This is a genomic window from Sagittula sp. SSi028, assembly GCF_048553715.1.
GTDB lineage: Bacteria > Pseudomonadota > Alphaproteobacteria > Rhodobacterales > Rhodobacteraceae > Sagittula.
Genome location: NZ_JBLZNC010000005.1, coordinates 192,948 through 214,481 on the forward strand (window position 1 = coordinate 192,948; position 21,534 = coordinate 214,481).

Annotated in this window: 20 protein-coding genes; 7 read left to right on the forward strand and 13 right to left on the reverse strand. The window is 61.0% G+C overall.

Translation table 11 applies throughout. From position 1 onward, the window contains the following. The first annotated feature begins 116 nt into the window (after positions 1 to 116). The gene (locus ACN5AZ_RS11595; RefSeq protein ID WP_419429044.1) at positions 117 to 590 is read left to right on the forward strand and encodes a transglycosylase SLT domain-containing protein; all 474 of its coding nucleotides are present in this window, start codon (positions 117 to 119) and stop codon (positions 588 to 590) included. 18 nt (positions 591 to 608) lie between these two features. Here the strand turns inward: ACN5AZ_RS11595 and ACN5AZ_RS11600 are convergent, their stop codons facing one another. Further along, positions 609 to 1,364, reverse strand: a complete 756-nt coding sequence (locus tag ACN5AZ_RS11600; RefSeq protein ID WP_419429045.1) for a class II aldolase and adducin N-terminal domain-containing protein — start codon at positions 1,362 to 1,364, stop codon at positions 609 to 611. A 164-nt stretch (positions 1,365 to 1,528) separates the two neighbouring features. Here ACN5AZ_RS11600 and ACN5AZ_RS11605 point away from each other — a divergent pair, with 164 nt between their 5' ends. Next, positions 1,529 to 3,013, forward strand: a complete 1,485-nt coding sequence (locus ACN5AZ_RS11605; protein WP_419429160.1) for an AMP nucleosidase — start codon at positions 1,529 to 1,531, stop codon at positions 3,011 to 3,013. Positions 3,014 to 3,176: 163 nt separating this feature from the next. Then, entirely contained in the window at positions 3,177 to 3,464 is a 288-nt protein-coding gene (locus tag ACN5AZ_RS11610; RefSeq protein ID WP_419429046.1) for an HU family DNA-binding protein, read from the forward strand. A 92-nt stretch (positions 3,465 to 3,556) separates the two neighbouring features. On the opposite strand, the gene ACN5AZ_RS11615 is transcribed toward ACN5AZ_RS11610, so the two are convergent. The 3 genes from ACN5AZ_RS11615 to ACN5AZ_RS11625 all read right to left on the reverse strand — a co-directional run bounded on the left by ACN5AZ_RS11615 (position 3,557) and on the right by ACN5AZ_RS11625 (position 6,871). Further along, on the reverse strand, positions 3,557 to 4,147 hold the full coding sequence (locus ACN5AZ_RS11615) for an ImmA/IrrE family metallo-endopeptidase (RefSeq protein ID WP_419429047.1): 591 nt from the start codon (positions 4,145 to 4,147) through the stop codon (positions 3,557 to 3,559). 201 nt (positions 4,148 to 4,348) lie between these two features. After that, entirely contained in the window at positions 4,349 to 5,740 is a 1,392-nt protein-coding gene (locus tag ACN5AZ_RS11620; protein ID WP_419429048.1) for an aspartate aminotransferase family protein, read from the reverse strand. A 171-nt stretch (positions 5,741 to 5,911) separates the two neighbouring features. Beyond that, positions 5,912 to 6,871, reverse strand: coding sequence for a zinc-ribbon domain-containing protein (locus tag ACN5AZ_RS11625; protein WP_419429049.1), 960 nt, complete (start codon positions 6,869 to 6,871; stop codon positions 5,912 to 5,914). Between the two features lie 165 nt (positions 6,872 to 7,036). On the opposite strand from ACN5AZ_RS11625, the gene ACN5AZ_RS11630 reads away from it, so the two are divergent. The 3 genes from ACN5AZ_RS11630 to ACN5AZ_RS11640 are packed head-to-tail and all read left to right on the forward strand — an operon-like array spanning position 7,037 to position 9,371. Beyond that, the gene (locus ACN5AZ_RS11630) at positions 7,037 to 7,714 is read left to right on the forward strand and encodes a cell division ATP-binding protein FtsE (RefSeq protein WP_419429050.1); all 678 of its coding nucleotides are present in this window, start codon (positions 7,037 to 7,039) and stop codon (positions 7,712 to 7,714) included. Next, complete coding sequence (locus tag ACN5AZ_RS11635) at positions 7,711 to 8,616, forward strand: cell division protein FtsX (RefSeq protein WP_419429051.1); 906 nt, start codon at positions 7,711 to 7,713, stop codon at positions 8,614 to 8,616. Before ACN5AZ_RS11630 ends, ACN5AZ_RS11635 begins: the two co-directional genes overlap by 4 nt. Then, positions 8,613 to 9,371: a lysophospholipid acyltransferase family protein gene (locus ACN5AZ_RS11640; RefSeq protein WP_419429052.1), complete on the forward strand. Its 759-nt coding sequence runs from the start codon at positions 8,613 to 8,615 to the stop codon at positions 9,369 to 9,371. Before ACN5AZ_RS11635 ends, ACN5AZ_RS11640 begins: the two co-directional genes overlap by 4 nt. A gap of 69 nt (positions 9,372 to 9,440) precedes the next feature. Here ACN5AZ_RS11640 and lpdA read toward each other — a convergent pair whose 3' ends face one another. The 9 genes from lpdA to mdh all read right to left on the reverse strand — a co-directional run bounded on the left by lpdA (position 9,441) and on the right by mdh (position 20,596). Further along, positions 9,441 to 10,841 (reverse strand): dihydrolipoyl dehydrogenase, encoded by a 1,401-nt coding sequence (gene lpdA / locus ACN5AZ_RS11645; RefSeq protein WP_419429053.1) that lies wholly within the window; start codon positions 10,839 to 10,841, stop codon positions 9,441 to 9,443. A gap of 73 nt (positions 10,842 to 10,914) precedes the next feature. Further along, complete coding sequence (locus ACN5AZ_RS11650) at positions 10,915 to 11,304, reverse strand: MAPEG family protein (protein ID WP_419429054.1); 390 nt, start codon at positions 11,302 to 11,304, stop codon at positions 10,915 to 10,917. After that, positions 11,301 to 11,846, reverse strand: a complete 546-nt coding sequence (locus ACN5AZ_RS11655; RefSeq protein ID WP_419429055.1) for a hypothetical protein — start codon at positions 11,844 to 11,846, stop codon at positions 11,301 to 11,303. The genes ACN5AZ_RS11650 and ACN5AZ_RS11655 overlap by 4 nt, the downstream gene beginning before the upstream one ends. Before the next feature lie 90 nt (positions 11,847 to 11,936). Then, the gene (gene odhB, locus ACN5AZ_RS11660) at positions 11,937 to 13,457 is read right to left on the reverse strand and encodes a 2-oxoglutarate dehydrogenase complex dihydrolipoyllysine-residue succinyltransferase (RefSeq protein ID WP_419429056.1); all 1,521 of its coding nucleotides are present in this window, start codon (positions 13,455 to 13,457) and stop codon (positions 11,937 to 11,939) included. Between the two features lie 4 nt (positions 13,458 to 13,461). After that, the gene (locus ACN5AZ_RS11665) at positions 13,462 to 16,434 is read right to left on the reverse strand and encodes a 2-oxoglutarate dehydrogenase E1 component (protein ID WP_419429057.1); all 2,973 of its coding nucleotides are present in this window, start codon (positions 16,432 to 16,434) and stop codon (positions 13,462 to 13,464) included. Between the two features lie 187 nt (positions 16,435 to 16,621). After that, entirely contained in the window at positions 16,622 to 17,509 is an 888-nt protein-coding gene (sucD, locus tag ACN5AZ_RS11670; RefSeq protein WP_419429058.1) for a succinate--CoA ligase subunit alpha, read from the reverse strand. A 141-nt stretch (positions 17,510 to 17,650) separates the two neighbouring features. Continuing rightward, entirely contained in the window at positions 17,651 to 18,001 is a 351-nt protein-coding gene (locus tag ACN5AZ_RS11675; protein ID WP_419429059.1) for a hypothetical protein, read from the reverse strand. Between the two features lie 142 nt (positions 18,002 to 18,143). Then, a complete protein-coding gene (gene sucC, locus ACN5AZ_RS11680; protein WP_419429060.1) occupies positions 18,144 to 19,337 on the reverse strand; it encodes an ADP-forming succinate--CoA ligase subunit beta in 1,194 nt (397 codons plus the stop codon). Between the two features lie 296 nt (positions 19,338 to 19,633). Then, positions 19,634 to 20,596 (reverse strand): malate dehydrogenase, encoded by a 963-nt coding sequence (mdh, locus tag ACN5AZ_RS11685; protein WP_419429061.1) that lies wholly within the window; start codon positions 20,594 to 20,596, stop codon positions 19,634 to 19,636. Between the two features lie 160 nt (positions 20,597 to 20,756). On the opposite strand from mdh, the gene ACN5AZ_RS11690 reads away from it, so the two are divergent. Beyond that, positions 20,757 to 21,509: a sulfite exporter TauE/SafE family protein gene (locus tag ACN5AZ_RS11690; protein ID WP_419429062.1), complete on the forward strand. Its 753-nt coding sequence runs from the start codon at positions 20,757 to 20,759 to the stop codon at positions 21,507 to 21,509. The last annotated feature ends 25 nt before the right edge of the window (positions 21,510 to 21,534 follow it).

The following is a 21,534-nucleotide window of genomic DNA, read 5'->3' on the forward strand; positions in this document are numbered from 1 at the left end:
GGGCGCAAGACTCTGCCGATCCATGGGCGTAGCCTCGCCGAGCGGAAAATTGCGGACTCCCCACGGGCCTGTCGCCTGCGTATCACGGTGGCGCGAAACAGCCTTGGAGAGAGTGCATGCTGCGCGCTGCTTTGTTGATCTGCCTTATCGGGCTGGCCGGATGTGCCACGCCGCAGGAACCCGACCCCGCGCCTGCCGCCGTGCCCAAAGCCCTGCCACTGTTTCCCAATGAAACACCGGAGCTGCGCGCCAAGATCAACAAATGGTCCGATCATTACGATCTGCCGCGCCCGCTGGTCCACCGCCTTGCCATCCGCGAAAGCACACATAACCCCAAGGCGCGCAATGGCCCCTATTGGGGGCTGTTCCAGATCCTGCCCGCGACGGCCCGCAGCATGGGGTTTCAGGGGCAAAATCAGGATTTGCTGAAAGCAGAGGTCAATCTGGAATACGCGCTGAAATACCTCAAAGGGGCCTATATCGTCGCGGATGGCGACTGGGACGACGCCATCCAATGGTATGCGCGTGGCTACTACTATGAGGCAAAGCGCAAGGGGCTTTTGGAGGAAACCGGCCTGCGACCGGGCTAAACCCGTCGCCCAAGGCGATCAGCTTGCGTAGGTGCTGTTTTCTTCGTCGAGGATCGCCTTAAGCTCGGCCAGATGGCGAAGGTCCTGTTCTGGATAGGCCTCGATCTCTTGCGCGGTTTTCTCGGCCACCTCGTCGGACAGCACATCCAAGGGGCGTCCGGTCTGTAGCGCTATGATGTAGGTCCGGGCCGCGCGTTCAAAGTAATACAAACGATTGAATGTATCGGCCACCGATGTGCCGATGACCATGACCCCATGGTTGCCCATGACCAGGGTTTTCACTTTCGGATCGGCCAACAGCTGGGCGCAGCGTTCCCCTTCTTCCTCAAAAGCAAGTCCACCGTAGGCCTCATCGATTGCCATGCGGTTAAAGAACGTCGCGCAGGTCTGGTCGATCGGGGGCAGGCGCTTGTCTTTCAGACAGGCCAACACCGTCGCATAGGGCGAATGCACATGCATGGCGCAGCGCGCATGGGGGCAGTTGCGGTGCAGACCCCCATGAAGCCCCCAGGCTGTGGGGTCCGGCGCGCCGGGGCGGTTGAGTGTTTCGGGGTCATTGGCATCCACCACGATCAGGTCGCTGGCCTTGATCCGCGAGAAATGCATCTGGTTTGGATTCATCAGGAATTTCGTGCCATCGTCGTTGATCGCAAGCGAGAAGTGGTTGGCCACCGCCTCGTGCAGGTTCAGCCGTTCGGTCCAACGAAAGGCGGCGGCCAGATCGACGCGTTCCTGCCAGAAATCGAGATTTGCGTGGGCGTGGGGGGCGTTCATATTAACTCTCCTCTTTGAGGGTATTGGACCGACCTGCGCGGGGGAAGTCAAACAGGCGCGTCGCCCTTTGAAAACACGGTTTGCCGTGACGACCTGACCGCGCGCGGCTTGCGCCCCTGCGCACAAGCTGTCACCTTTCAAATAAACAGATGAAAGACCCCGTAATGCAGGACAATATCGAAACGCTTTTGATCGAATCTCCCGTGGTGGCAGAGCCTGAAATGTTCGACGATCCGCGCGCCGCCGTGGACCGGCTTTGCGAACTATATGATCAGGCAGCGGTGTTCCTGCGTGATCGGTTTATGTCGGCGATCACCGACGGGCATCCGGGCAAACGGATGCGCGCCTTCTACCCCGAGATCCGTTTTACCACGGCAAGCTTTGCCAAGGTCGATAGCCGCTTGTCCTTTGGTCACGTTCCCGCGCCGGGAACCTATGCCACCACGGTGACCCGTCCGCGCATGTTCCGCCATTATCTGCGGCAACAGATTGGCCTGCTTTTGTCGAACCACGGGGTGAAGGTGCAGATCGGTCTGTCCGATACGCCGATGCCGGTGCATTTTGCCGTGGCGAATTTTCCAGAGGTGACCGTTCCGCAGGAAGGCGCCGCAGATTTCATCCTGCGCGATGTGTTCGATGTGCCCGATCTGAACACAACCAACGACGATATCGTCAATGGCGTGGCGGACATTCTACCGGGTCAGGCAATGCCGCTGGCCCCGTTTACCGCGCAGCGCGTGGACTATTCCTTGGCGCGTCTTGCGCATTACACCGCGACGGACCCCGAGCATTTCCAGAACCACGTTCTGTTTACCAACTACCAGTTCTACGTGTCGGAGTTCGAGGCCTACGCCCGCGCTATGCTGGGCGACGCCGACAGCGGCTACACCAGCTTTGTGTCCACCGGCAACGTTGAGATCACCACACCGGATGCCGTGCTGGACGTGCCGGCGCGCCTGCCGCAGATGCCGACGTATCACCTGAAACGTGCGGATGGTTCGGGGATCACTTTGGTCAATATCGGGGTCGGCCCGTCCAACGCAAAGACCGCCACGGATCATATCGCCGTGCTGCGCCCGCATGCGTGGATGATGGTTGGCCACTGTGCCGGACTGCGCAATTCTCAAAGCCTTGGCGACTTTGTTCTGGCCCACGCCTATCTGCGCGAAGACAAGGTTCTGGACGACGATCTGCCGGTCTGGGTGCCGATCCCCGCGCTGGCGGAGATTCAGGTGGCGTTGGAAAAGGCTGTGGCCGAGGAGACCGCGCTGGACGGCTATGACCTGAAACGCATCATGCGGACGGGCACCGTGGCCACCGTGGACAACCGCAACTGGGAGTTGCGCGACACATCCGGTCCAGTGCAACGGTTGTCGCAAAGCCGTGCTATCGCGCTGGACATGGAGAGCGCGACGATCGCGGCGAACGGGTTCCGGTTCCGTGTGCCGTACGGGACGCTTCTGTGCGTGTCCGACAAACCCTTGCATGGTGAGCTGAAGCTGCCCGGCATGGCGTCGGATTTCTATAAAACACAGGTCGCACGGCATCTGAGAATTGGGATTCGCGCCATGGAAACCCTGCGCGATATGCCTTTGGAACGCATCCACAGCCGCAAACTGCGCTCGTTCGAGGAAACTGCCTTCCTTTGACGTAGGGGAAACCCATGCAAAATGCATTTTATCTAGGGCGGGGTGGACACGAATAGTTGTGTTTCCCGCCTATATCCGGTTTTAATGCCTGCCAGAGGCCCAATGATTTAAGGGCAGTGAAGGCATCGGAAGGTGTACCGGTGCTGCTAAAGGAGACCATGAAATGGCGAAGCCGATGACCAAAACCCAGCTGGTGGCTGCACTGGCGGAAAAGATGGAAGCAGACAAGAAGACCGCGGGCGCGGCTCTGGATTCTCTGGTCGACATCATCACCAGCGAAGTTGCAGGCGGCGGTGCCGTGACTCTGCCGGGCGTTGGTAAATTCTACTGCCGCGAGCGCCCCGAGCGTATGGTGCGCAACCCTGCCACGGGCGAGCAGTTCAAGAAAGAAGCCGACAAGCAGGTCAAAGTGACCGTTGCGAAGGCTCTGAAGGACAGCGTGAACGCATAATTCAGTTATGCAGCCGTTGGCCACAGTCGGCGGTGATGCATTAGGCATTAAGAAAAGGGTCGCACATCGCGGCCCTTTTTCGTATCTGTCGGTCAGAAGCCGGCAGAGGATGCCCGGTCTTTCCATTCATATTTGTCACCGCCGGTGTCCATATCCGTCAGATCCAGCATGGCGGCCCGTTCATAGACGGTCTGCGTTGGAACATTCAGCTCATCGGCCACAGCGCGTGCGCGGCCTTCGTACCAAAGCGCCTTGAAATCATTCTCTGGCATCAGCAGGGCTAAGGCAAAGCGTTTCGCTTCTTGCAAGGCCTCCTTCGAGGAGGGGTGCTGCAGTGCCTGAATGCCGCAGCCGGGGTGCTTTTCACGGGTGTAAGGCACGTGCAGAATCCAGTGCCCAATGCCGATGGCGGCCGCCACGCGGTCATGTTTGGGTCGCCCGTTCTTGGGCAGCCAAATCACGGCGCGCCGGTTCAGCGGCACATCCAGCAGGATCTCATGCGGGGGGAGCGAATATTCCAGATCGACGTTCAACGATTGGCAGACACGATCCAATGGGCCGTCGCGCAGTTGGACGCCGGGGTTATTCGCCAGAAGATCCGCCAAGACGTTTTCGATCTCGTCCTCGGTCGCGTTGACCGCCATTGGTTCGACATAGGGGTAGTCAGGGTAACGTGGCGGCATCCCGGGGCTCCGTCTGGCTTGGACATATCATCGCCGGATGCTGGCGCGAGAAAGTTTATCAAGGCTGAACAAAGCCGGTAAACCGGGGCGACGCGGCGGTTCATCTGCAAAGAATTCGCGGCAAATGCCTGAGATAGGCAGTCGATAGAATGCAAGCAGGCGGACCAAATGGCCCGCCCGCATAGGTTTCTTCAAACAGCGTCAGGCGAATACGCGTGTCAGCGCGCCATCCACTGCGGCGATGATTTCGTTGATGTCGTCTTTGGTGGCGATCAGGGAGGGGGAGAAACACAAGGTGTTGTTGCGCCCCGGCACTGACCTGTTGGTGGCGCCGATGATGACACCTTGGGCCATGCAGTCGCCGACCACCGCCTGCACCTGTGCCTCGGGGACAACCTCCTTGGTGGTGCGGTCACTGACCAGTTCAGCGCCGAGGAACAGACCCTTGCCGCGCACATTGCCGATCACACTGTGACGGTCCGCAAGGGCGCTGAGCTGATCGAACATATAGTCGCCCATGGCCACAGTGTTCCCCAGCAGGTCCTCGTCTTCGATAATGGCCATGTTTTCGATGGCTGCTGCAGGCCCAGCGGTGCAGCCGCCAAAGGTCGAGATGTCGCGGAAATAGTTCAGCGGATCGCTGGCGTCGTCCTTGAACATGTCGAACACACGCTCGGATGTGACGCAGCAGGCGATGGCCGCATAGCCAGAGGCAACGCCCTTTGCCATTGTGACAAAGTCGGGTCGTACGCCGTAGTGCTGATAGCCGAACCATGTGCCCGTGCGGCCAACGCCGCAGACGACCTCGTCGATGTGCAGCAAGATATCGTATTTGTCGCAAATTTCCTGGATTTTCTGCCAGTAGCCTTCGGGCGGGGTGATCACGCCGCCGCCAGCCGTCACAGGTTCAAGGCACAGACCGCCGATGGTGTCGGGGCCTTCGCGCAGGATGATCTGTTCGATCTGCTCGGCCGCCCATTCACCGTAGTTCTGGTCCGGTGCGCCCTCTTGTTCGTGCTTGCGATATTCAAGGCAGTGCGGGACGCGAATGAAATCCGGAGTGAAGGGGCCATATTGCGCGTTGCGCTCATCCTGGCCGCCCGCAGACAGACAGGCGATGGTGGTGCCGTGGTAATCGCGGTCGCGGTATAGGATCTTGGTCTTCTTGCCACCATAGCGTTTGTGGGCGATCTGGCGGATCATCTTGAACGCCTTTTCATTCGCCTCTGACCCGCTGTTGCAATAGTAGACCCGGCTCATGCCCGGCATCTTGGAGATCAGCTTTTCCGCAAACAGCGCGCCCGGCACGGACCCGGATGCCCCGGCAAAGTAGTTCATCTTGGTCAGTTGGTCGTAGACCGCTTTGGCGATGCGTTCGCGGCCATAGCCGACGTTGACGGTCCAGACACCGCCAGAAACCGCATCAAGATGTTCCTTGCCCGCCTGATTCCAGACGCGCATGCCTTTGCCTTCGATGATGATGTTGGGGTCTTTGGCGTCGAAGGCCTTGTGCTGCATCAGATGGTGCCAGACGTGTGCCTTGTCGGCGTCCACGACGTGGGAGAGATCGTTCTGGGAAAGGGTGCCGTCCATGGCCGTGACTCCAAAGCAGGGGAATTGGCCCCAGTAGACGCGAATGAACACGCAAACATAGGGCCAGTTTACCCCCGCGTATCAGGCCAGTTTGGCGGGGCCCTGTGCTTATACGAAAATGGCCCGCCCCGAAGGGCAGGCCAGATAATCTGTGATGAAACTTTGGGCGGTCTACTCGCTGGGGGCCGGGTCCTGCGCCGCCTCGGAGGTCATCGAATCGAGCATTTGCATCAGCGTTGTCATCTGACCGTCCAGCCAGTCGCGCCCTTGATCGATGATGTCTACATAGGCGGTCAGCGCAGGCGAGAGTTGCGGCAAGGCGTCGATAATCGCCGGCGCCATCACATAGGCGCACAGCGCGATCAGGGCGAGCACGACAATCAGCGCAAAGCCTTTGCCAAAACCGCCGGAACGATGGGGCAGATCGGTCTCGACATTTTCGGGACGCTCGGACCCGCGCGGATCATTCGAGGCCCGCAGGGTCTGATTGATCTCTTCGACATCAGGCAACAGATCGCGGCGCGAACTGGCCGCAGCGGCGGCAGCGGCGGCAGAGGGCGCGACATAATCGTCGTCATCCTCGTAGTCGTCATAGGCCACGGCAGGTTCGGTCGGGATCGCCGGGCGTTCCGAGGTTGCGACCGGTGCCGGGGCTTCTGCACCACGCAGGCGGGCCATGCGTTCGCGGGCTTGACGTGACCTGCGGGCCTGCTCGTCCTCGTCGGGATCGTCAAGGCCAAGATCCGGTTGGGATTCCAGTGTCTCTGCTGCGCGCTGCCGCGCCTCGAACTCGCGTTCCTCGGCCAGGATATTGGCGACTTCGGGATCAAGACCACGCGGCTTGGGCGCGGGCGGGATGTCTTCCTCGGCATAGGTTTCTGCCGGTTCGTCGTAAATGTCGTCCTCCAGCGCGGGATCGGCTGGGGGCTGCGGCATGTCTTCGGGTTCGGGCGTCCACTCGGGATCGGGCAAGGGCTGGCCCAGATCTTCGGCCAGCTCCGCATCTTGATCGGGGTGGTTTTGATACCAAGTGTGTCCGCAGTTGGAACACTGCACATCGCGTCCCTCCGCCGGGATGACCTCGGTCGGGACGTCATATTGCGCGCCACAATTTGGGCAAATCAGCCGCATTCTGCTCTGGTCCTGTCTCTGGTTCATCCCTTGGGGGACGTTAAAGCCACAATAGGTGCCTTGCCGCTTGGGGAAAAGTGCAATGTTCACACTTGCGTCGCGTTGCACTAAAGCCTGTGCACTGGCACAACAGGGCCATCATACAAGGGCGAGGACAGGCTTCCCGTGATCGAGTTGGACAATGTTGCGTATTCCTACAGCGGTGACGCCCTGCTGACGGATATTTCCCTGCAATTGGCGCCGGGGACGTTCCATTTCCTCACCGGACCATCGGGGGCCGGTAAAACCACGTTTCTCAAGCTGTGCTACGGTGCCCTGCGCGCCACCGAAGGACAGGTGCGGATCTTTGGCGATGATGTCACGCAGATGGATCGCGACTCCGTGGCCTATATGCGGCGGCGGGTCGGTGTGGTCCATCAGGACTGCCAGTTTCTCGACCATCTTCCGGTTGCGGAAAACGTGGCCCTGCCGTTGACGGTGTCGGGGCAGGCGACGCCGGATCAGGCCGCCAACCTTAACGAGCTGATGGGCTGGGTCGGATTGCAAGGCAAATTCGACGCCCTGCCGCCAGAGCTGTCGGGCGGGGAACGCCAGCGTGCGGCATTGGCCCGTGCGCTGATCCTGTCGCCGGATGTGATCCTTGCCGACGAGCCCACAGGCAACGTCGATTGGGATATGTCGCAGCGCCTGCTGCGCCTTCTGATCGAGCTGAACCGCATGGGCAAGACGGTGATGATCGCGACCCATGATCTGGGCCTGATCCGCGCAGCCAAAGCGCATGTTCAGGCACGGGTCCTGCGCATCGCGAACCGGCGTCTGCAGGCGGCGGGGGCAGACCTATGAGGCACCATCTGGAGACGCTGACATCGGTGATCCGCGGGGATCAGGCCGCAGACCGGGTTGTGCCGCCCTCTGGCTTTACGGTGCGGCTGACGCTGTTTACCTCGGCGGCGATGGCCTTTTTGACAATCTTTGCGCTGGCCTTGTCGTTGGCGGCGGGACGATTGGGCACCAGTTGGGGAGAGGAGCTGGCGCGCGCCTCGACCATTCGGATTTCCGCCCCTGCGGACCAGATGCAGGAACAGGTGCAAACGGTGCTGCGGGTGCTGGAACAGACACCCGGCGTCGCCACGTCGCGCGCGCTGACAGCGGATGAACAGCGCGCTTTGCTTGAGCCGTGGTTTGGTCCTGCGTTGCCGGTGGAACAGTTGCCCGTGCCCCAGCTGATCGAGGTGACCGAGACCGCCGAGGGCTATGACGCCGACGGGTTGCGCCTGCGTTTACAGGCCGAAGCCCCCGGCGCGGTGCTGGATGAACATGCCCGCTGGCGCAGGCCTTTGGTGGCGGCTGCATCGCGTCTGAGGCTGCTGGGCTGGTCGTCGATCCTGCTGATCGGGGCGGCAACCGGCGCGATGGTCACCCTTGCGGCCCATGCGGCGCTGGCCGCCAATGCGCAGGTGATTGCCGTGCTGCGGCTGGTGGGCGCGACCGATGGCTATATCGCACAGGCCTTTGTGCGGCGTTTCACCCTGCGCACGCTGCTGGGGGCTGCGGCCGGAACCGTGGCAGGGATGATCGGTCTGATCTTTATGCCGTCCGCCGGTGATGTCGAAGGCCTGCTGACCGGTCTGCGGTTCGAGGGCTGGCAATGGCTTTGGCCGTTGCTGGTGCCGCCACTGGCGGCTGTGGTCGCCTATATCGCCACGTCTTCCGCCGCGCGGCGGGTTTTGGGAGGTCTCGCATGACACAATCCGCCTATCAGCCACAGATCAGCGCCCTGCAATGGGTCCGTTCGGCGGTCTTTGTCTTTCAGATCTATCTGATGATGCTGATTATGGGCATCTTGTATTTCCCATGGGCGCTGGTGTCGGCGCATGGGGCGCGGACGGCGTGCAAACATTATTGCTATTGGGTGCGGTGGACGGCGCGCTGGATGATCGGCCTGAAAACCGAAGTGCGCGGACCCGTGCCCACGGGCGAGGTTCTGATCGCCTCCAAACACCAGTCCTTCCTCGACATCATCATGATCTTTTCCGAAGTGCCCGCCGGAAAGTTCATCATGAAACGAGAGCTGATGTGGGCGCCGGTGATCGGTCAATACGGATTGCGCATCGGCTGCGTACCGGTGCAGCGCGGCAAACGTGGGCAGGCCATCGCCAAGATGCTGGCGGATGTCGAAGCAGGGCAGGCCGAGGCGGGCCAGTTGATCATCTACCCCCAAGGCACCCGTGTCGCCCCCGGTGTTGACGCCCCCTACAAGATCGGGGCGGCGCTGCTATCAGAGCAAACCCAACAGCCCTGTGTGCCTGCAGCAACGAATGTGGGACTGTTCTGGCCGCGCACCGGCATCTGGCGCAAGCAAGGCACCGCTGTTGTCGAATTCCTGCCCGCAATCGCGCCGGGCATGGATCGCGAGGCCTTTACTCAAAGCCTACAGGAACAGGTTGAAACAGCATCCGACGCCCTGATGCGTGAGGCAGGGTTCGACCCCAAGGCCTGAGAGCATCACCGAAACGACAAACCCCCGCCAGTTTCCTGACGGGGGTTTTTTATGCCGTGGTGTCGCGGATCAGGCGTGGATCGCACCGTCGCCGCAGGCCAGCGCTGCCTCGCGGACCGCCTCGGAGAAGGTCGGGTGCGCGTGGCAGGTCAGGGCGATGTCCTCTGCCGAGGCACCGAATTCCATGCCCACGCAAATTTCGTGGATCAGATCACCCGCAGCCGGGCCGATGATGTGACAGCCCAGAATGCGGTCGGTTTCCGCGTCGACGATCATCTTCACAAAGCCATCTGCCGCGTGCACTGCCTTGGCGCGACCGTTGCCCATGAACGAAAACTTTGCTGCCTTATAGGCATGGCCTGCGGCCTTGAGCTCGGCTTCGGTCTTGCCAACGGCTGCGACCTCGGGGTGGGTGTAGATGACCGACGGGATCACGTCATAGTTCACGTGGCCATGTTTTCCGGCGATGACCTCGGCGCAGGCCATGCCTTCGTCCTCGGCCTTATGGGCCAGCATCGGCCCTTCGATGACGTCGCCGATGGCGTAGACGCCGGGCACGTTGGTCTGCCATTGGCCATTCACGGCGATCTGGCCACGCTGCGTCATTTCAACCCCGAGGGCGTCCAGACCCAGACCGGCGACATAGGGCTTGCGGCCTGTGGCCACCAGAACGACATCCGCCTCGGCGGTGTGTTCGCTGTCATCCTTGCGCGACTTGTAGGTGACCGTGGCCTTGTTGCCCTTGGCCTCGACCTTGGACACAGCGGCGTTCATGGTGAATTCCAGCCCCTGCTTGGTCAGCAGCTTCTGGAACTGTTTTTGCACGTCCGTGTCCATGCCGGGGGTGATGTGGTCGAGGAATTCGATCACCTGCACCTCGGCGCCCAGACGTTTGTAGACCGAGCCCATTTCCAAACCGATCACACCGGCGCCGATGACGATCATCTTCTTGGGGATCTTGTTCAACACCAGCGCGCCGGTGCTGTCCACGACAACGCTCTTGTCGTTGTCGACTGTCACGTCCGCACCGGGGACCGACGCCACCTCAGAGCCGGAGGCGATGATGATGTTTTTGGCGTCGTAGACGTCGTCGCCTACTTTGACCTTGCCGGCCTCGGGGATCGATCCCCAGCCTTTGAGCCAGTCAACCTTGTTCTTTTTGAACAGGAATTCGACGCCCTTGGTGTTCTGGCCGATCACGTCGTCCTTGTAGGCAAGCATCTGTTTCCAGTCGACGGAGGGGGATTTGCCTTTCAGGCCCATCTTGGCAAAGTTATGCTCTGCCTCATGCAGCTGGTGGCTGGCGTGCAGCAGCGCCTTGGACGGGATACAGCCCACGTTCAGGCAGGTGCCGCCGAGGGTTTCGCGGCCTTCGACGCAGGCCGTTTTCAGACCAAGCTGCGCTGCGCGGATCGCGGCGACATAGCCGCCGGGGCCACCACCGATGACGATGACATCGTATTGGGACATTGTCGTTTCCTTTCAATTCTGGGGACGCTTCGTCGCCCCCGCGGGATGTTCAGATGCGCGTGTATGCGCGCAGTTACAGCAGGCTCCAGACCAGCAAAAAAACAGTGGCACACAGGCCAATCACCCAGATCAGCGACCGCCACGGGGTCCAGCCGAAAACATAGGCGGGGACATACAGAACCCGCGCCAGAAGATAGAGCATCGCCGCCGCGCCGGTCAGACCGTTTGCGGTGTCGGAATAGGTGACTGCCATGACCGCGATGCCAAACAGGATCAGCCCTTCAAAGCTGTTGGCCATGGTGCGTTGCAGGCGGCCCGCCACACCGGTCAGCGTGCGCGGCGTATCACGCGGTGACATGGCATAGCCCCGCCCGACCTGTCGCTGCGCGGTGATCGAATAGGCGACAAAGGTGGCCACTTGCAGCAGCGCTGCGAGGACGAGCGCGGTCAGTTCCGGTGTCATGCGGCCTCCAAAGCCTTGGCGATACGGGCGGCGCGGGCGTCAAATGACAACCCCCGTGCCGAAGGATGTATGGTCTCGATATGGTCAACACCAGAGGCGCGCAGAACCTCGGCGGCGTCCCGACCACAAGCAACAGGTCGTCGCCCCATCAGTTCGTATTGGCCGACGGCGTCAAACGATGCTTTGCGGTCGCTAAGCGGGATCACGGAGGACCGCGTGTGACTTAGCAAGGCGAAGACCGGGGTGATGTAGATCTCCGCGCGGCTCAGGCCGACAAGCGCCAGAACCTTATCGATCACCCGATTGTATGGCGTGTTGGGCAAATAGCCGGTTTTGGTCAACGTCTCGCGATTGGCGCGGACGGACGGGGCATCCAGCCAGTCTTTCGAGATCAGCATCGGGCCGGTGAGGTTGCCTGACGTCATCTGGATGGGCGAGACATAATCGCCATCAAACCCTTCATCCGCGAGCGTTTTATAGCCCGACCGCGAAAAGGCGCGGCGGCGGCGGATGGCGTCGAGATATGCGGGGGAATTCTGCATCGACTTGATCTGACTGTTCCTATGGCGAGAACCGCCTCCCGCAGGGTGGCGAGCGCCGCACAAGCGCTCGCCCAGAGGTTTCAGGCCTGATTACAGGTCCATCAGCAGGCGACGGGGGTCTTCCAGCGCCTCTTTGACGCGCACGAGGAAGGTCACCGCGCCTTTGCCGTCGACGATGCGGTGATCGTAGGACAGCGCAAGGTACATCATCGGGCGGATCTTGATCTCGCCGTTGATGACCATGGGACGGTCCTGGATCTTGTGCATGCCGAGGATGCCCGACTGCGGGGGGTTCAGGATCGGCGAGGACATCAGCGAGCCATACACACCGCCGTTCGAGATGGTGAAGGTGCCGCCCTGCATCTCTGCCATGGACAGCTTGCCGTCACGGGCGCGCTTGCCCTTTTCTGCGATGGCCTTCTCGATTTCCGCGAAGGACATGGAATCCGCGTCACGGATGACCGGAACCACCAGACCCTGCGGCGTGCCAGCGGCCACACCCATGTGGACGAAGTTCTTGTAGACGATCTCGTTGCCGTCGATCTCTGCGTTGACCTCAGGCACTTCTTTCAGCGCGTGGCAGCACGCTTTGGTGAAGAACGACATAAAGCCCAGACGTGCGCCGTGCTTTTTCTCGAACTGTTCCTTGTACTGCGAGCGCAGCGCCATGACCTCGGTCATGTCCACCTCGTTGTAGGTGGTCAGGATCGCGGCGGTGTTTTGCGCGTCCTTCAGGCGGCGGGCGATGGTCTGGCGCAGGCGCGTCATCTTCACGCGCTCTTCGCGGTCGGCGTCCTCTGCGGGGGAGGCAGCGCGCGGCGCAGCCGCAGGGGCCGAAGCCTTGGGCGCAGAATTTGCAGCGGCAACAGCCGCTGCAACGTCCGCTTTGGTTGCGCGACCGTCCTTGCCGGAGCCCTGAACCTGATCGCGGGAGATCCCGGCCTCGGCCATGGCTTTCTCGGCGGCGGGGCCGTCCTTGATGTCTTTGCCGGGGCCCGCGTTGCCTGCGGCCGGTGTCGAATACTGCGTGTCAGCGGGGGCTGCAGCGGCAGTCGCGCCCGAGGCGCCACCGATCACGGCCAGCTTGGCGTTCGCTTCGACAGTGGTGCCTTCGGCGGCCACGATTTCTGTCAGCGTACCGGCAGCGGGGGCGGGCACCTCGACGGACACCTTGTCGGTTTCCAATTCGCACAGCATCTCGTCCTGCGCGACGGTATCACCGACCTTTTTGAACCAAGTGGATACTGTCGCCTCGGTCACGGATTCGCCAAGCGTCGGCACCATCACATCCACGGCGGCAGAGGCTTCGCCACCCGATTGCGCAGGGGCTTCGGCTGCGGCTTCCTTGGCTTTGGGCGCATTGTCCGCGCCGCTGTCACCTTCGGAGATATTGGCGAGCAAGGCATCTACGCCGACGGTGTCGCCTTCGGCGGCCACGATGTCGGACAGGGTGCCTGCGACGGGCGAGGGCACCTCGACCGTCACTTTGTCGGTTTCCAGCTCGCAGAGCATTTCGTCCACGGCAACGGAATCACCGGGCTTTTTGAACCATGTTGCCACGGTCGCCTCGGTCACGGATTCACCCAAGGTGGGGACGCGTACTTCGGTCATTGTCTCAGTTTCCTTCAATCGTCAGCGCTTCGTCGACAAGCGCCTGCTGTTGTGCCTTGTGGGTGGATGCCAAGCCCGTGGCGGGCGAAGCGGATGTGGCGCGGCCCACGTAACGCGGGCGGGCATGGGTGGCATTGATACGGCTAAGCACCCATTCGATATTCGGCTCGATGAAATGCCATGCGCCTTGGTTCTTGGGCTCTTCCTGACACCAGATCATCTCGGCCTGCGGGAACCGTTCCAGTTCCTTGACAAGGCTGATCGCCGGGAACGGATAGAACTGTTCGATCCGCAGCAGGTAGACATCATCCAGACCTCGCGCGTCGCGTTCTTCGAGCAGGTCGTAGTAGACCTTGCCCGAACACATGACCACGCGGCGGATGTCCTTGTCGTCCTTCAGCTTCAGGTCGGAATGGCCCTGTTCCGCATCGTCCCAAAGAACACGGTGGAAGGACGAGCCTTCGGTGAACATATCCGCGGTCGAGGTGCACAGCTTGTGACGCAGCAGCGATTTCGGCGTCATCAACATCAGCGGCTTGCGGTAGCTGCGGTGCAGCTGGCGACGCAGGATGTGGAAGTAGTTCGCCGGGGTCGAACAGTTGGCCACGATCCAGTTGTCCTGCCCACACATCTGCAAGAAGCGTTCCAAACGCGCGGAGGAGTGTTCCGGCCCCTGACCTTCGAAGCCATGCGGCATCAGGCAAACCAGACCGGACATGCGCAGCCATTTCGATTCACCGCTGGAGATGAACTGGTCGAACATGATCTGCGCACCGTTGGCGAAGTCGCCGAACTGCGCTTCCCACAGGGTCAGCGCGTTGGGTTCCGCCATCGAGTAGCCGTATTCAAATCCGAGAACAGCATATTCGGACAGGGCGGAGTCGATGACCTCGTAACGGGCCTGCCCTTCGCGGATGTTGTTGAGCGGATAGTAACGCTCTTCGTTCTCCTGGTTGATGAAGGCGGAGTGGCGCTGCGAGAAGGTGCCGCGCGTGCTGTCCTGACCCGCAAGACGGATCGGGTAGCCTTCAAGCTGGAGCGAGCCAAAGGCAAGCGCCTCGGCAGTGGCCCAATCAAAGCCCTCGCCGGTTTCGAACATCTTGGCGCGGGCGTCGACCAGACGGCCCACGGTTTTATGGATGGGGAAGCCATCCGGCACGGTGGTCAGCGCCTTGCCCACGGTTTCCATGGTTTCGCCGTTGATGGCGGTCTTGCCGCGCTGGTATTTGCCCTCTTTCTGCTTGTCCAGGTGGCTCCAGCGGCCATCCAGCCAATCGGCTTTGTTCGGTTTGTAGACCTTACCGGCTTCGAACTCTTCGTTCAGATGCGCCTGAAACGCGGCTTTCATATCCTCGATTTCGCCCTCGGGGATCAGGCCGTCCTTCACCAGACGCTCGGTGTACAGGGTCAGCGTGGTCTTCTGCTTCTTGATCTTGTTGTACATCACCGGGTTGGTGAACATGGGCTCGTCGCCCTCGTTGTGACCAAAGCGGCGGTAGCAGAAAATATCGATCACCACGTCCTTACCGAATTTCTGACGGAATTCGGTTGCGACCTTGGCGGCATGCACAACCGCTTCCGGATCGTCGCCGTTGACGTGGAAAATCGGCGCCTCGACCACCAGCGCGTTGTCGGTGGGGTAGGGCGAAGAGCGCGAGAAATGCGGTGCCGTGGTAAAGCCGATCTGGTTGTTGACGATGATATGCATGGTGCCGCCGGTGCGGTGACCGCGCAGACCGGACAGTGCGAAACATTCCGCAACCACACCCTGACCGGCAAAGGCCGCATCACCGTGCAGCAGGACCGGCATGACCTGCGTGCGGTTGGTGTCGTTCAACTGGTCCTGCTTGGCGCGGACCTTGCCCAGCACCACCGGGTTCACCGCCTCAAGGTGCGAGGGGTTCGCCGTCAACGACAGGTGCACGGTGTTGCCGTCGAATTCACGGTCAGAGGAGGCGCCAAGGTGATATTTCACATCGCCAGAGCCATCCACATCATCGGGTTTGAACGACCCGCCCTGGAATTCGTTGAAGATCGCCTTGTAGGGCTTTTGCATGACATTGGCGAGCACGGACAAACGCCCGCGGTGGGGCATGCCGATCACGATGTCCTTGACGCCGAGATTGCCACCACGCTTGATGATCTGCTCCATCGCGGGGATGAGGCTTTCACCACCGTCGAGACCAAAGCGTTTGGTGCCCATGTATTTGACATGCAGGAATTTCTCGAAACCTTCGGCTTCGACCATCTTGTTCAGGATGGCCTTGCGCCCCTCACGGGTAAAGGCGATTTCCTTGCCGTAGCCTTCGATGCGCTCCTTCAGCCACGACGCCTGTTCGGGGTCCGAGATGTGCATGTATTGCAGCGCGAATGTGCCACAATAGGTGCGTTTGACGATGGCCACGATCTCGCGCAGCGATGCGATCTGCAGCCCCAGAACGTTATCGATAAAGATCGGGCGATCCATATCGGCATCGGTGAAGCCGTAGGATTTCGGGTCCAGCTCGGGATGGTTGGACGTGTCGCGCAGGCCCAAGGGATCCAGATCCGCTGCAAGGTGACCACGAATCCGGTACGCGCGGATCAGCATCAGCGCGCGGATGCTGTCAAGCACGGCGCGCTGGATGGCGGCATCGGTCACCGCAACACCGGAAGCGTCAGCTTTGTCCTTGATCTTTTTGGCCGCGCCCTTTGCCTCGGCAGGGACCATCGGCATGGGATATTCGCCGGTCAGCGCACCGGTGATGTCATCGTCGGGCAGGGGCGGCCAATCGGAGCGCGCCCAGGACGGGCCGGCCGCCTCTTCGGTGACGGCTGTCTGATCGTCGCCCATCTGCTCGAAGAACGCTTTCCACGTGTCGTCGACCGCGTTGGGGTCGTTGGCATAACGCGCATACATCTGTTCGAGATATTCCGCGTTGTGGCCCTGCATAAAGGACGAGGCGCGGAATTGGTCGTTGGGGCTTTGGTCGGTCATGGGTGGCGTCCTTTTGTGTTCGACCAGCGAAGTGGCAAAAGAGAAACCCGAAGCGGTTTCGGGCGTCCGTCCAGTCACTCCGGTGGAGGTCATTTGGTGCGACCATGGCCGGAACATATTGTCCGGCCACGGTCCTAAGCATGGGGCGGGACGGGCGCAGGGCAAGCCCGCGCTGTCCCCAAAGGCATCAGCCCAGTTCGATGGCTTTCAGCACAGCTTCGCCCAGCGTGGCGGGGCTGTCAGCAACAACGATGCCTGCGGATTTCATCGCTTCGATCTTGTCCTCAGCGCCACCTTTGCCGCCTGCGACGATCGCACCGGCGTGGCCCATGCGGCGTCCCGGAGGCGCGGTGCGGCCCGCGATGAAGCCAGCGGTCGGCTTCCAACGGCCCTTTTTCTTTTCGTCCGCAAGGAACTGCGCGGCTTCTTCTTCGGCAGAGCCACCGATCTCGCCGATCATGATGATCGACTGCGTTTCGGGGTCGGCGAGGAACATTTCCAGCACGTCGATGTGTTCGGTGCCCTTGATGGGGTCGCCACCGATGCCAACGGCAGTCGACTGACCCAGACCGCTATCGGAGGTCTGCTTGACCGCCTCATAGGTCAGGGTGCCGGAGCGCGACACAACACCGACCGAGCCACGCTTGTGGATGTGGCCGGGCATGATGCCGATCTTGCAGGCGTCGGGCGTGATCACACCGGGGCAGTTCGGGCCGATCAGGGTCGATTTGGACCCTTCCAGCGCGCGCTTGACCTTCATCATGTCCAGCACCGGGATGCCTTCGGTGATGCAGACGATCAGCTCCATTTCCGCGTCGATGGCTTCCATGATGGAATCTGCTGCGAACGGCGGGGGCACGTAGATCACAGAAGCATTTGCTTCGGTGACGTGCTTTGCTTCGTGGACGGAGTTGAACACGGGCAGGTCGAGGTGGGTTTGACCGCCCTTGCCGGGCGTCACGCCGCCGACCATTTTGGTGCCGTATGCGATGGCTTGTTCGGTGTGGAAGGTCCCCTGCGAGCCGGTAAGACCCTGGCAGATGACCTTGGTGTTTTCGTCGATGAGAACGGCCATGTCTGTCGCTTTCTTCGTAAGGTTATAGGGAGGCGGCCGGAGCGTATCCGGCAGCAATGCGGTGGCGTGCAGGCACGCAAGACAACGACCCACGCAAGGTTGCGGGGCCGTTGGCCGATGTTTTTTCCACTGTAGAAGAGATCAGGATTTGCGGGCGAGCGCCTCGTCCAGCAGGCGCGCGGTCATCATGGCCACGCCCCCCAATACAAGCGATTTGCCCAGTTTGTCCGTCACGTTTCCGGGGGCCAGCCCCGCTGCGCGATCCCGCGCAAAGGCGGCCGCCTTGCGACGTTTGGACTGTGTTCGCGCGCTGTGCACGATCGGGTTGGGCGCCACGCCAAAGCGCGGCTTGAGCTTGATCAGTAAGGTCCCGACCGCCAGCAATCCGGCCCCGTAGAGCAACGGCTGCAGCCGCTCGTGCTTGCTGGGCCCGGGAAGGGCAGCCTCGGCCAGATTGTCCGGCGAGGGCCGGTTGTGCAGTCGTTTCAGCATCGCGTTCACCTCCGTCAGGAAGGAAACCCGCGATGCCCACGGCGGGTTCCGCAACGGCACGCCTACGGAGCGGGGAAACCCCGTCCAACGCATCGTTTTGAACCACACCGTGCAACATCTGACCTCTCCTCAGCGCCGGGCCTTAGCCCTTGACCGCTTTCACGATCTTTTCTGCGCCATCCTTCAGGTCGTCGGCGGCGATCACGTCCAGACCGGAGTTCGAGATGATCTCCTTGCCTTTTTCGACGTTGGTGCCTTCGAGACGGACGACCAGCGGAACCTGCAGGCCGACTTCTTTGACCGCGGCAATCACGCCTTCGGCGATGACGTCGCAGCGCATGATGCCGCCGAAGATGTTCACGAGGATGCCTTTGACGTTAGGGTCAGAGGTGATGATCTTGAACGCTTCGGTCACCTTCTCTTTGGTGGCGCCGCCGCCCACGTCGAGGAAGTTGGCAGGCTCTGCGCCGTACAGCTTGATGATGTCCATGGTGGCCATCGCCAGACCGGCACCGTTCACCATACAGCCGATCTCACCATCGAGCGCGATGTAGTTCAGGTCGTATTTCGAAGCTTCCAGTTCCTTGGAATCTTCCTCGGTGGTGTCGCGCAGTTCCGCAACCTCGGGCTGGCGGTAGATGGCGTTGCCATCAAAGCCGAGCTTGGCGTCGAGAACCTTCAGCTCGTTGCCGGGCATGACGATCAGCGGGTTGATTTCCAGCATTTCCATGTCCTTCTCGACGAAGGCTTTGTAGAGAATGCCCATCAGCTTCACGCATTGCTTGACGGCTGCGCCTTCGAGGCCGAGCGAGAAGGCGATGCGGCGGCCGTGGTAGGGCTGGTAGCCTGTCGCGGGATCAACGGAGAACGACAGGATCTTTTCCGGGGTCGATTCTGCAACTTCTTCGATGTCCATGCCGCCCTCGGTGGAGCAGACAAAGGAAATGCGCGAGGTCTGACGATCCACCAAAAGCGCGAGGTAAAGTTCACGCTCGATATCAGAGCCGTCTTCGATGTAGATCCGGTTGACCTGTTTGCCCGCCGGGCCGGTCTGATGCGTCACGAGGGTCTTGCCCAGCATCTTTTTGGCTTCTTCGGCGGCTTCTTCCACCGACTTCGCCAGACGGACACCGCCCTTTTCACCGGCTTCTGCTTCCTTGAAGGAACCCTTGCCGCGACCACCTGCGTGGATCTGGGCTTTGACGACCCAAAGCGGTCCGTCGAGTTCACCTGCCGCTGTTTTGGCGTCTTCCGCCTTGAGCACGGCACGACCGTCGGAAACGGGCGCACCGTAGCTGCGCAGAAGTGCCTTGGCCTGATATTCGTGGATGTTCATGTGTCCATGATCCCCGTGGTTGCTGCGATTTGCCAAGGGTATAGGCCGGAGGCTTGCCACGGGTTAAACGAAAAAACACGAGATCACTCAAAATCGCGGTACTTTCCGCCCTTTGTGATCACAGCTTTTTATCGTGTGATCACAAATGCCCGCACTTGGATGGAACAAGCTAGGAGGTCGACTCGGTGCGGTTGATGGCCGCATCTTGGGGCATGTTGCCGCGAAACGACGAATGCCGGAAGCAAAACAGGCCCCGCGATGGGGGCCTGCTGCATAGGTTCTGATTTTTGCAGGCCTTACGCCAGCGAGCTGTCGATGCCTTTACAGGCTTCGACCAGGCCCTTCACGGCGTTGACGGACGTGTCGAACATTTCTTGCTCTTCTTTGTTGAGTTTGATGTTCATGATCCGCTCGACGCCATTGGCACCGATGACCGTGGGCACGCCCACGTACATGCCGCTTACGCCAAGGTCGCCGTCGCAGTAAGCTGCACACGGCAGCACGCGCTTCTGGTCTTTGAGGTAAGCTTCGGCCATTTCAATGGCGGAGGTCGCAGGCGCATAAAAGGCGGAGCCGGTTTTCAGCAGGCCGACGATCTCGGCGCCACCGTCACGTGTGCGCTGAACGATCGCGTCCATCTTGTCCTGCGTGGTCCAACCCATGTCGATCAGGTCGGGCAGGGGAACGCCTGCAACGGTCGAGTAACGGACCGAAGGCACCATGGTGTCGCCGTGGCCGCCCAGTACGAAGGCGGTGACGTCTTTCATGGAAACGTTGAATTCCTCGGCAAGGAAGTGGCGGAAGCGCGCGCTGTCGAGAACGCCGGCCATGCCGCAGACCTTGTTCGCGGGCAGGCCCGAGAACTTCTGCAGCGCCCAAACCATGGCGTCGAGCGGGTTGGTGATGCAGATCACAAAGGCGTTCGGGGCGTTTGCAGCAATGCCTTCGCCCACGGACTTCATCACCTTCAGGTTGATACCCAGCAGATCGTCGCGGGACATGCCCGGCTTGCGGGGGACGCCGGCGGTCACGATGCAGACGTCCGCACCTGCGATGTCAGCGTAATCCTGAGTGCCCTTCAGCTTGGCATCGAAGCCTTCGGAGGGGCCGGATTCCGCGATATCGAGCGCTTTGCCCTCGGGGACGCCCTCGGCGATGTCGAACAATACGACGTCGCCCAGTTCCTTCATTGCCGCAAGGTGGGCTAGGGTGCCACCGATCTGACCTGCGCCGATGAGGGCGATCTTGGGTCGTGCCATGGATTCAATCTCCGGTCCTGCTTGAATTTGGCAAGTTGCTACGCCGCTTGGCGCAACAACGCAAGAGCGCGGGCCGCCGCGCAAGATGTGACGTTTCTGTCAAACGGGTGAATTTGGGATTAAACCACCCTGCGAGAAAAGAAAAAATTGGACGCACATAATGGATCTGCTGAGCTGGACGATGGTGGCATTTGTCGCGCCTGCGGTGATTTTCGCCGGTATTTCAAAGGGTGGGTTCGGGTCCAGCGTCGCATTTGCGTCCAGTTCGATTCTGGCAATCGTCCTGCCGCCAGCCGTAGCTGTCGGGGTGATGCTGCCCTTGTTGATTTTAATGGATGTTGCCAGCCTGTGGGCGTTTTGGCGGCGATGGGACTGGAGCGTTGCAAAGGTTTTGCTGCTGGGCGCAGTGCCCGGAACCTTGGCCGGCGCGGCGTTTTGGTCCGTCGCTGATCCCGACGTAATCCGCGTCTTGATCGGGGCGGTCGCCCTTACCTTTGTGGGCTGGCAGGGCGCGCGATCAGCGGGGTTGATCCGTCTGGGCGCCAAGCTGGGGCCCCGTGCAGGCGTGCTGTCGGGGATCGTGTTGGGGTTTACCAGTTTTGTCAGCCATGCGGGCGGGCCTGCCGCCGCAGTTTATATGCTGGGGCAGGGGCTGGGCAAAACCGCCTTTCAGGCGACGACCGTGATCGTGTTCTTTGCGGTGAACTTGTTCAAGGTCGGGTTCTACGCCGCGATGGGGATATTCTCGCAGCAATCGCTGGCCTTGGATGTGGTGATGATCCCAGCCGCGTTGCTGGGAACGTGGATGGGGGTCAAGCTGCACAAGTGGCTGCCGGATGCGTGGTTTTTCGGCGTGACCTATGTGGCTTTGACCGTGACGGGGGCAAAGCTCATTTGGGACGGGATCGTTTGAGCCCCGTCATGGCACGGGCACGGTC